Source organism: Methyloglobulus sp. (assembly GCF_964779595.1).
In genome coordinates this window covers 1-10,389 of record NZ_CBAROL010000050.1, presented here as the reverse complement: position 1 = coordinate 10,389, position 10,389 = coordinate 1, and the positions used below count along the sequence as shown (strand labels likewise).

Annotated in this window: 10 protein-coding genes; 5 read left to right on the top strand and 5 right to left on the bottom strand. The window is 45.0% G+C overall.

Annotation, left to right across the window (positions count from 1 at the left end):
• Positions 1 to 6: 6 nt before the first annotated feature.
• The gene (locus AC1YY3_RS12190; RefSeq protein WP_482194517.1) at positions 7 to 117 is read left to right on the top strand and encodes a hypothetical protein; all 111 of its coding nucleotides are present in this window, start codon (positions 7 to 9) and stop codon (positions 115 to 117) included.
• 14 nt (positions 118 to 131) lie between these two features.
• Here the strand turns inward: AC1YY3_RS12190 and AC1YY3_RS12185 are convergent, their stop codons facing one another.
• Entirely contained in the window at positions 132 to 914 is a 783-nt protein-coding gene (locus tag AC1YY3_RS12185) for a TonB-dependent siderophore receptor (protein ID WP_482194516.1), read from the bottom strand.
• 274 nt (positions 915 to 1,188) lie between these two features.
• The gene (locus tag AC1YY3_RS12180; RefSeq protein WP_482194515.1) at positions 1,189 to 1,872 is read right to left on the bottom strand and encodes an NBR1-Ig-like domain-containing protein; all 684 of its coding nucleotides are present in this window, start codon (positions 1,870 to 1,872) and stop codon (positions 1,189 to 1,191) included.
• Positions 1,873 to 2,293: 421 nt separating this feature from the next.
• On the opposite strand from AC1YY3_RS12180, the gene AC1YY3_RS12175 reads away from it, so the two are divergent.
• The 4 genes from AC1YY3_RS12175 to acnB are packed head-to-tail and all read left to right on the top strand — an operon-like array spanning position 2,294 to position 7,788.
• The gene (locus AC1YY3_RS12175) at positions 2,294 to 3,304 is read left to right on the top strand and encodes an isocitrate/isopropylmalate dehydrogenase family protein (protein WP_482194514.1); all 1,011 of its coding nucleotides are present in this window, start codon (positions 2,294 to 2,296) and stop codon (positions 3,302 to 3,304) included.
• Positions 3,305 to 3,355: 51 nt separating this feature from the next.
• The gene (gene tcmP, locus AC1YY3_RS12170) at positions 3,356 to 4,483 is read left to right on the top strand and encodes a three-Cys-motif partner protein TcmP (protein WP_482194513.1); all 1,128 of its coding nucleotides are present in this window, start codon (positions 3,356 to 3,358) and stop codon (positions 4,481 to 4,483) included.
• Positions 4,470 to 5,210 (top strand): phage Gp37/Gp68 family protein, encoded by a 741-nt coding sequence (locus tag AC1YY3_RS12165; RefSeq protein ID WP_481825180.1) that lies wholly within the window; start codon positions 4,470 to 4,472, stop codon positions 5,208 to 5,210. The genes tcmP and AC1YY3_RS12165 overlap by 14 nt, the downstream gene beginning before the upstream one ends.
• Before the next feature lie 16 nt (positions 5,211 to 5,226).
• Complete coding sequence (acnB, locus tag AC1YY3_RS12160; RefSeq protein WP_481825179.1) at positions 5,227 to 7,788, top strand: bifunctional aconitate hydratase 2/2-methylisocitrate dehydratase; 2,562 nt, start codon at positions 5,227 to 5,229, stop codon at positions 7,786 to 7,788.
• A gap of 641 nt (positions 7,789 to 8,429) precedes the next feature.
• On the opposite strand, the gene AC1YY3_RS12155 is transcribed toward acnB, so the two are convergent.
• From AC1YY3_RS12155 to AC1YY3_RS12145, 3 genes are all read right to left on the bottom strand, one after another.
• On the bottom strand, positions 8,430 to 8,675 hold the full coding sequence (locus AC1YY3_RS12155) for a hexameric tyrosine-coordinated heme protein (protein ID WP_481825178.1): 246 nt from the start codon (positions 8,673 to 8,675) through the stop codon (positions 8,430 to 8,432).
• A gap of 143 nt (positions 8,676 to 8,818) precedes the next feature.
• Complete coding sequence (locus AC1YY3_RS12150) at positions 8,819 to 9,232, bottom strand: cytochrome C (protein ID WP_481825177.1); 414 nt, start codon at positions 9,230 to 9,232, stop codon at positions 8,819 to 8,821.
• 35 nt (positions 9,233 to 9,267) lie between these two features.
• Positions 9,268 to 10,344: a metallophosphoesterase family protein gene (locus tag AC1YY3_RS12145; RefSeq protein ID WP_482194512.1), complete on the bottom strand. Its 1,077-nt coding sequence runs from the start codon at positions 10,342 to 10,344 to the stop codon at positions 9,268 to 9,270.
• Positions 10,345 to 10,389 lie beyond the last annotated feature (45 nt).

Below are 10,389 nucleotides of genomic sequence, written 5' to 3'. Positions count from 1 at the left end.
GCCAAGCTGAGTGTTATTGATTATTTGGCCTTTTACAATGGCAAACGATCTCATTCAAAATTAGGTTATCAATCCCCGTTGCAATATGAACGGGATTTTTATAGGAAAGCTGTCTGAAAAAGTGTCCGGTTTTACTTGACCATTACAGCTAAGGTTGCGCGATTATTTTGGACATTGGCGCGAAAGTCATTACCCAGTTGACCGTCGGCAATCATCCTGTAACGTAGCGATTTGCTGATATTTAGCGATCCGGTACTGTCGATGGTAGCACGGGCAAAATCATAATTGCCTCCCGATAAACTGACCTGATGTCGGCTTTCTATTTGCGGTTTTTTGCTGATGTAATTGACCGTGCCGCCCGGTGAACCCGAACCGTACAATACTGAAGATTGTCCTTTGAGGATTTCAATGCGTTCCACTAGCGCCATATCGCGGACTTGAAATTTCTGGTTGTCGAGCAAGCCGTCCAGGTAAACACGACCGCCAGTAGAAAAGCCGCGAATAATCAAATCGGTATCGAAGCCGCCTTGTCCACTGCCTTGCTCAACTCCAGCGGCGAATAACGCGGCATCTTCCAGGCGCAATGTGTAACTGTCCTTTAAGATGGCATTGTCGATGACGCTGACGGAGTACGGCGTTTCAAGCAGGGCGGCATCATCACGGGTGGCGGAAGTGGCGGTTTCGGCAGCATAGCCGTCAATTCTGTCGGCAGTGACGACTACGGGTTCTAAAACTAAGGTTTCGCTGACTGCAATAATGGGAGAGGTCATGCCTGCTAGGACAAATGCTATTCCATACAAAATTTTAAGGAATCTCTGATTAAGCCCTTCGACAGGCTCAGGACGAACGGCAAGCGTCTGATTCCGTTCGTGGTGAGCTTGCACCACAGGCACTTCCCTTGGTCGTCGAACCATGAGTGGAATCAACGTGTTCAGAGATTCCTTATCCAGGTTACCTATCGCTTGTTTAGATCGCGGGGGGGGGCATAGTCCATAATTTTTATTATTTTTATTGGTGCATCGGTAGTGATGAAATTTGTAACTTGATTGATAGGGCGGAGTGGCAAACCTAGGTTTGCTCTCCAAAATACACGCGACTCACAGGCGTGAAGCCGACAAGTCCATCAAAAAATACAGGTTTAACCCACTGCCGATGTATCTAGCTGGCTATTTTATAACGTAAAACACTTCAGATAGCTATCACTTGCACTTGGCAAGACAGCCCTTCAAGATCGGGGAAACAAAACTCGCCGGACTCATCCACCATTTTCCAATAAGAAATTTGGGTGCCAGGATAAGACGGGGCAATATATTCCACGCTCAGTTGCACGGTTTGTCCGGGCAAGGTTTTTGGGATCGGAATGCTGGACTGGGTGGGCAGAAGCCGCCTTTCCTGTGTAGGCGGTTTAAAAGCTAAATCAACTTCAGGGGCAAATCGGAGCTGCACTTGCTCATCCGTACACAGTAAAGCACGATCAACCCAGGGGATTTTTCCGGTGTTTTGTATTTTCCAACTTTTTAAGAAGGGTTGGTTTACCCAAACGCGCATATTGTCCGGGATAGTCACGTCTTCAATAAAACCAGTAGCATCGGAGAGGTATTTGGCTGAAGCCATCGTCCCAAAGGGTAGCGTCCGGTTGCCGAAAAATGCCCTCAGCAAATCCAAAGGGTGCATTTGCAGCACGGACGCAAGGCGAATCATGGTGGAGATTTTTGCTTCGGTGTCGCCCTTCATAATTTTGTATAGCGTTTGCCTGGATATTTTGCTGTATTGTGCAAGTTGGCTCATACTCAGATTTTGCACCCTGGCACGGCTGCGGATATAACCGGAAAAATCGGTGGTGGGCTGGTTTTCGTTCATAGTATCAAACATGAGATGGTTGTATTTTGGAGTGCAAACCTAGGTTTGTAACTCCGCCCTATCAATCAAGGTACCGATTTCACCCGCTACCGTTTTGGGGTTGATTCTCTTCCTGACTTAGTAAGATGCTTCAATCTTCATCCAAGCTAACATGAACTTTCAGTTTAGCATAAGGCATAGATTCATAACATATTTTGTCTCGCTTATCAATGGTCGTAAGGTTTGCGGATGGGGAAATTGGGCTTTGTGATCCAATCGCTGCTGTTAAGTGCAGATTGCATAGCACCAGCCACTAATGAATTATTGGACTCGAAGGCAAGTCTATTCGGATATAATTTAATTAAATGTTGAACGTTTGCGATTCTTTAATGGAAATAAGCCAATACCAGCAAAGATTTTTAAGATTACCGACGAAATTATTATGGAGAAATGAATGCACAAAGTCACACTAATCAAAGGCGATGGGATTGGCCCGTCCATTATGGATGAGGCGGTTAAGGTAATAGATGCGTCAGGCGCGAAGATTCAGTGGGAAGAAGCATTCGCAGGTATGGCAGCATACGATAAATACGAAAATCCACTACCGGAAGCAACCCTGGATTCTTTCGACAGCACCCGTGTGGCTTTTAAAGGGCCGTTGACGACTGTGGTTGGCACAGGATTCAGAAGCATCAATGTAGCCCTGCGGCAAAAATATGAGCTGTATGCCAATGTCCGTCCCGCTATGAATTGGGAAGGCATCAAAACCCGTTATGATGATGTCGATATCGTGATCGTCCGCGAAAATACCGAAGGCCTCTATTCAGGGCTTGAGCATTACCTGACTCCTAAAAAGGATATTGCCGAAAGTTTAGCAGTCGTAACACGGTCAGGTTCTAAGCGCGTGATCGAGTATGCGTTCAAATACGCCCACGACAACAACCGCAAAAAAGTCACCGTTTGCCATAAAGCCAATATCTTAAAGTACACCCAGGGCATATTCCTGGATGTCGCACGGGAAACGGCGGTGCATTATCCTGACATTCAGTTTGATGAAAAAATCGTCGATGCCGCCTGTATGCACATGGTGATGAATCCCCAACAGTTTGATGTCGTCGTCACCACCAACATGTTTGGCGATATTTTGTCTGATTTAACCGCTGGTTTGGTGGGTGGGCTAGGCCTCATTCCTGGCGCAAACATCGGCGATGATGCAGCCTTATTCGAAGCAGTCCACGGCAGCGCACCGGACATTGCCGGAAAAAACCTAGCGAATCCAGCCGCCGTGATTATGGCTGGGGTGATGATGTTGAACCATCTCGGTGAGTTTGAAGCCGCCAAACGTATCGAACATGCCATTAAAAAAGTCGTGAAAGAAGGCAAATATGTCACGCCCGATTTGAACCCGCACTCCAAAGTCGGGACTAAGGATATGGGCGATGCGATTGTTGGGGCGATGGAGTAGCTTTATTTGGCTTGAATAAGGCATTAGATAGCTTTACACAGTAATCAAATTATGGCACGCAAAGATCTTCACGAAGAACCTTTTGATGACAGTACCATTGCCAAACTTGAAATATTTCAAGATTATGCAAAGGCTTGGATACCTACATTCGTGATGCAACCGCGAGTATCTACTATTTGCATTTTCGATTTCTTTGCGGGGACTGGCTATGATAAAAATGAGGTGCCAGGTAGTCCAATCCGAATTCTTGAAGAAATCAAAAAACAGATAGGTAATATTTTCAAACAGAAAGTAAAAATTAAAGTTTACCTGAATGAGTTTGAGCCAGAGAAGAAAGATCAGAAAAAATTTGAACTCCTAAACCAAGCGTGCTCGGAGTATCTTGAAAATAATCAAGATGTTAAGCGAGCTATTGAAATAATCTATTTTAATGAGGACTTTGAAAACTTGTTTTCGAAATTGATACCTTCAATAAAGCAGTTCCCTTCATTGGTTTACCTAGATCAGAATGGCATAAAGTATCTTTCAGACAAATATCTACTGGAATTAGAAAAACTAAAACAAACCGATTTCCTTTATTTTGTTTCATCTTCTTATTTTTTGCGTTTTGGTAACAAGCCAGAATTTAAGGAACATGTCGATATTGATATGTCTTTGGCAAGGAAAGACCCTTATAAATGTATTCATCGAAATATTATTGAACAATTAAGAAAGAAACTTCCCAGCAACACCGATTTAAAACTCTATCCATTTTCGTTAAAAAAAGGATCAAACATTTACGGTATTATTTTCGGAGCTTCACACCTGAGAGCTGTAGATAAATTTTTATCAATTGCATGGAGACGAAATGGAATCAACGGAGAAGCTGATTTTGACATTGATGAAGATTTTGCGAAAAAGCAAGACGATATGTTCGATAAAAAGCTTACAAAAATAGATCAATTTAAAGAAAATGTGCGATCAATGGTTTTAGACAAAGCAATAACAAACAATTTTGAATTATTCAGCTTTGCATTGGAACATGGCCATATTGGAAGCCATGCTGCTGACTGCCTGAAAGGGATGAAGAAAAACGGAGAAGTTAGTTTTGAAGGAATATCGCCCTTGGTAACCTACGACAATGTTTATAAAAACAAGAAGAAAATTGAATATCAAATTCTGAAAAATGAAACACAGTAAAATAGAATGGACTGAGGCAACATGGAATCCGTCAATTGGGTGCGATAAGGTATCAGCAGGCTGTAAGTTGTGTTATGCAGAGGTTATGGCTCACCGCTTGCAGGCTATGGGAACACCAGGTTATGAAAATGGATTCGAGTTTAAAATTTTACCAAGTCGTTTAGATGTTCCCTCAAAAATAAAAAAGCCTACTATGTTTTTTGTAAACTCAATGAGTGATTTGTTCCATGAACAAATGCCTTTTGAATATTTAGATAAAATTTTTAACAAAATTCGTAATACCCCTCACCATACATATCAAATATTGACAAAAAGGGAAGAAAACTTAGCAAAATATTTTCAAGGAAAAGATGTGCCTGATAATGTTTGGTTAGGTGTGACCGTAGAAATAGCTAAAGTAAAGCATCGCATTGATGTATTAAGAAATATTGGTGCAAATATAAGGTTTATTTCTATTGAGCCACTGCTAGAGCATGTCGGTGAATTAGATTTGACAGATATTCATTGGGTGATTGTTGGTGGAGAAAGCGGTCATAAAGCTAGACCAATGCAACCTAGCTGGGCAGTTGATATTCAAAGGCAATGTGAAGAGCAAAATGTTTCATTTTTCTTTAAGCAATGGGGGGCTTGGGGAGCGGATGGGATAAAACGGAATAAAAAAGCTAATGGTAGATTTCTTTTAGGTAAAGAATGGAATAATCAACCGGAATACGAAACGATCCAATAGTAGAGAGGAATAAGCCATGCTAGAACAATACCGCAAACATGTCGCCGAACGCGCTGCCGAGGGCGTTCCTCCGAAACCGCTGGATGCCGAACAAACGGCGGCTTTGGTTGAATTAATCAAAAATCCACCAGTAGGCGAAGAGGATTTTATCTTAGATTTGCTGGCTAACCGCGTACCTGCTGGGGTGGATGAAGCCGCTTATGTGAAGGCCGGATTCCTGGCGGCGGTGGCGAAAGGAGAGGTCAGTTCGCCCATATTAACGGCTGCGCGAGCAACCGAATTATTGGGTACGATGCTGGGTGGTTACAATGTCGCGCCATTAATCGAGTTAGTGGATAACGTGGCGATGGCCTCTATTGCTGCGAAAGGCTTATCGCATACATTGCTGATTTTTGATGCCTTCCACGATGTACAGGAAAAAGCCGAGGCTGGCAACGCTTACGCCAAGCAGGTGATCCAGTCTTGGGCGGATGCGGAGTGGTTCACTAGCAAGCCGGAAATGCCGGATAAACTGACTGTCACAGTGTTTAAAGTCACTGGCGAAACCAATACTGACGACTTGTCGCCCGCGCCGGATGCGTGGTCGCGCCCCGACATTCCGCTGCACGCCAAAGCCATGCTGAAAATGCCGCGCGAGGGCATCACCAATGCCGAGCAGCAAATTACCGAACTGAAACAAAAGGGCTTTCCGGTTGCTTATGTGGGTGATGTGGTTGGCACAGGTTCTTCGCGCAAATCGGCAACCAATTCGGTACTTTGGTTCATGGGCGATGACATCCCTTATATTCCTAACAAACGCGAAGGTGGCGTTTGTATTGGCGGCAAAATTGCGCCGATATTCTTCAATACGATGGAAGATTCCGGTGCCTTGCCGTTCGAGTGCGACGTTACCGCAATAGCTATGGGTGATGTCATCGACATTTACCCGTATGAAGGTGTCGTCAAACGCCATGATAGCGATGAACTGGTCTGTACGTTTGAACTGAAAACCGATGTGTTGCTGGATGAAGTTCGCGCAGGTGGACGTATTCCGTTGATTATCGGTAGGGGTTTAACCGAACGTGCGCGGAAGTCATTGGGCTTGGCTGTATCGACCGTATTTAAAAAGGCAGGTGAAGTTGCCGAAAGCACAAAAGGTTTTACGCTGGCGCAGAAAATGGTCGGCAAAGCCTGTGGTGTTTCTGGAATAAGACCGAATACCTACTGTGAACCCTACATGACCACCGTTGGCTCGCAAGATACCACCGGCCCGATGACGCGGGATGAATTGAAAGATTTGGCTTGCTTGGGTTTTTCTGCCGATCTGGTGTTGCAATCTTTCTGCCATACCGCCGCTTATCCCAAGCCCGTTGATATTGCCATGCAGCATAGCTTGCCGGATTTCATCATGAATCGTGGCGGTGTATCGCTACGTCCGGGCGACGGCATTATCCATTCCTGGTTAAACCGTATGTTGCTGCCGGATACCGTCGGCACGGGCGGGGATTCTCATACCCGATTTCCACTTGGTATAAGCTTTCCGGCAGGGTCGGGTTTGGTCGCATTTGCAGCCGCAACAGGCGTGATGCCGCTGGATATGCCGGAATCCGTACTGGTGCGCTTTAAAGGCATCATGCAGCCCGGCATTACCTTACGCGATATGGTCAACGCAATCCCTTACGCCGCCTTAAAGCGCGGTCTGCTGACCTTGGACAAAAAAGGTAAGAAGAATGTTTATTCCGGTCGTATTCTTGAAATCGAAGGCTTGCCGGATTTGAAAGTGGAGCAGGCGTTTGAACTATCCGATGCCTCTGCCGAACGTTCTGCGGGCGGTTGCACGATTCGGCTGAACAAAGAGCCGATACAGGAATATATAACCTCAAATGTTACCTTACTTAAATGGATGATCGCCCAAGGTTACGGCGATGTTCGCACGATTGAACGGCGCATCAAGAACATGGAAGCGTGGTTGGCAAACCCTGTCTTGTTAGAGCCAGATGCCGATGCGGAATATTACGAAATCATCGAAATCGACATGGATGACATCAAAGAACCTCTACTGGCTTGCCCGAACGATCCCGACGACATCAAGCCGCTTTCGGAAGTCGCCGGCACCAAAATCGACGAAGTGTTTTTGGGTTCGTGCATGACCAATATCGGCCATTTCCGTGCGGCGGGAAAACTCCTGGAAAAACTGAAAGGCGATTTGCCGACTCGGCTTTGGGTAGCACCACCCACCAAAATGGATCAAAATCAACTGACCGAAGAAGGTTACTACGGCATGTTCGGCAAGGCTGGCGCAAGGATGGAAATGCCCGGTTGCTCGCTCTGCATGGGCAACCAAGCACGGGTAAAAGAAGGCGCGACGGTGGTTTCAACCTCCACTCGTAATTTCCCTAATCGACTAGGCAATGGCGCGAACGTGTACCTGTCGTCGGCGGAATTGGCGGCTGTTTGTTCGATTCTCGGAAAAATTCCGACCTTCGAGGAATACATGCAGTACGCCAACCAAATCAATGCAACTGCTGACGATACCTACCGATACCTTAACTTTAACCAGATGGAAAGTTATCAAGAAGTTGCTGTCGCACATTCATAGAGCAGGTTTTATACGAATACTAACGCGGTACAAGCAAAACCACACCATCCGCTTTTAAGAAACCTTAAAACAAGTTGGTTTTGCTTCTGTCCTTCGGCTTGCCTCAGAAGAGTACGACCAATTTGCTATGAACGGTTTCAATCTATTACACTAAAAATCAATTAAACATTCCAAAAAACTCCGGTCACACTGTACTCGTCTAAGGATTTTTCAGATATTGCCTTTGAATAGCTTAGTTGCAACCTGTTTATTACTCAACTAGGTATTCTTACTAATTGTGTAAAAGATTGATGTGATGGAAACTATTAGCCAAGCCATTTAGATTTCTGGCTGTACACTCACTTTAATCGAAAAAAGGTTACTAATATGTTAGAAAAAATATGGTATGAGCTTTCCCCCATTATCTATTCAGCCGTGTCGTGCTTTGTTATTTTTTACACCAATTTTGTAGGTGCTGTCTTTGCGTTCCTCTTGCTAGGGGTATCCATGTTAATTGGGGCTATGAGGATACAGTTTCGCTCAACTCCCAAGGTGGCGGCTAGAGCGCGAAAATCAAAAGCCACCTACAACAACTATCGAGCCTGAGTAATTGAAATAAAAGATCAGACTGGCTACCTTTTGCATTTTGGTAGCATATATGGTTAATCTGTGTGCTGGTAGTTATTTGCCGCCGCAATGGTAGCAAATTCTGTGGCGACGATTTGGGAAACCGCTATCAACAGCATCGGGTCGTATGCATAAACAGCCCGAAGCGATTCGCGCTTTTTCTCGTCGGGTTGTGTGAATTTGATGACTAACCGAACCATTTTGACGGCTAAATGCCTGCCTTCTTCGGGAGTTGCTGTCATTAAACTGTTGTTTGGTACTAAAGTTAGCAATTCATTCATGGCTGCACCTCACAAAAAATAGCGTTGTTTACGGTATTGATTTATTCGTCTTTTATAGAAATCGAAATAAATTGGATACCAACAGGTCGATAAAAATCAGTTTTTAGTGGGTATTTGCAAATATTCTGGTGAACTGGTATTTCTTAATGCTTACCCGGCTCTAGCTTAACCCCGCGCCGTTCGTAGGTGACGTAGGCTTGCAAGGCTGTCATTTTAGGATCGTCAGCGGCAAGCGGCTGACCTTCGAGCGGATTTTTAAGACACCAGTTAATCATCTCCCACAGCGGCACGACTTTACCTAATTGCTTCTGGAACTTAGGATACGTTTCGGGATGGGTATTGGTTGAATTCGGATGGCATTGGGCGCAAGCAACACCGTTGCTGCCAAGCTTTGGACTCGTCCACAAGGCACGACCTTCAGCGACAGTTGTCATAAATTGCTCCTGCCAGCGTTTGACATCGGCATCGGTAAATTCATCTGCTGAAATATTGCTCGTTACGGCACAAGCCAACAAGCCAAAAAAAACAGTGGTTGTTTTAATCTTGGAATTAGTCATATTCTATCTCCGCTAGATTTATGCAATAAATTGGGTTAATAATGCTTTTGCGGCGGTGTACGTTCACCATCACTTCGATAAGCGACATCTTCCGGGTGTTTTTTAGCCTGGTTAAACCGCACCGCACGGCTGGTGTTGTTATACAGTGTATAGTTAAGATCAACCCTGCCATTGGCTAGATTAATGAACTGCCAGCCAGTAGCATCACGTTCGAAAAACGGATCGGCTCGGTTCATCGGCACGGTCAACTTAGGTAAATATTGCTCCGCTTGGGCATAAGCTTGCGGATAAGGCCACGGCCATGCGGTCGCCATCACCGAATTGAAACTGATATTCCCGATCTGGTTATATTGGATTTGATGGACATGCCCGTAGATAACCGAGACCTGTTTGAAAGGTCTTAGCAACGCCTGTATTTCATCAGCATCTTCCGTCCAAAAATTCCAGCCTTTGTATATTTTCTGTAATGGCGAGTGGGAAAATACAACGACGGGTGTTGCTTTGGCGACTTTTGCCAGATCGCCCTTGAGCCACTTGCGTTGTTCTTCGCCAACCATAAAAGGCGAGCCATTCGGATTATCAAGACCAGCCATCTCCAACATACGTTGTTCATTAGTCGGCCAGCGCTTGAATGTCCAATCATCATAAGTTCTGATACTATTCAACACGATGAAATGTACGCCTTTATGGTCGAAGCTATAATATTGCGGACCAAAAAGCTTTTCCCAATATTCGCCAAGATCCAGATAATAATCATGTTCTCCCATGACGTGATGCACTTTACCGCTTAATGCAGACAACATCTCCGCGCCATGATCCAGTTCAGCCTTGCTGCCAAGCTGTGCCAAATCTCCGCCGAAAATGACGAAATCCGGTTTTGGGGTCAATAAATTGGTTTCTGCCACGGCACGAATCAAACCACGATCCCAATTTCTGACGAATTGCGTGCCTTTAATCTGTTGTATATGGGAATCAGAGATATAGGCAAAGGTGAAGTTTTCGCTGCTGTCTGCAAACGCCAGCTCAACCAAGCTAATTGGTAAGGTAGTACCCAACGCTAACGTTGCGGAATTTTTGATGAAGTTGCGACGGCTATTGTTAACGGTGTTCATGGTGAGCTCCCCTTTACCGCTTGGGCTGATGTTGAAGCAGCATAT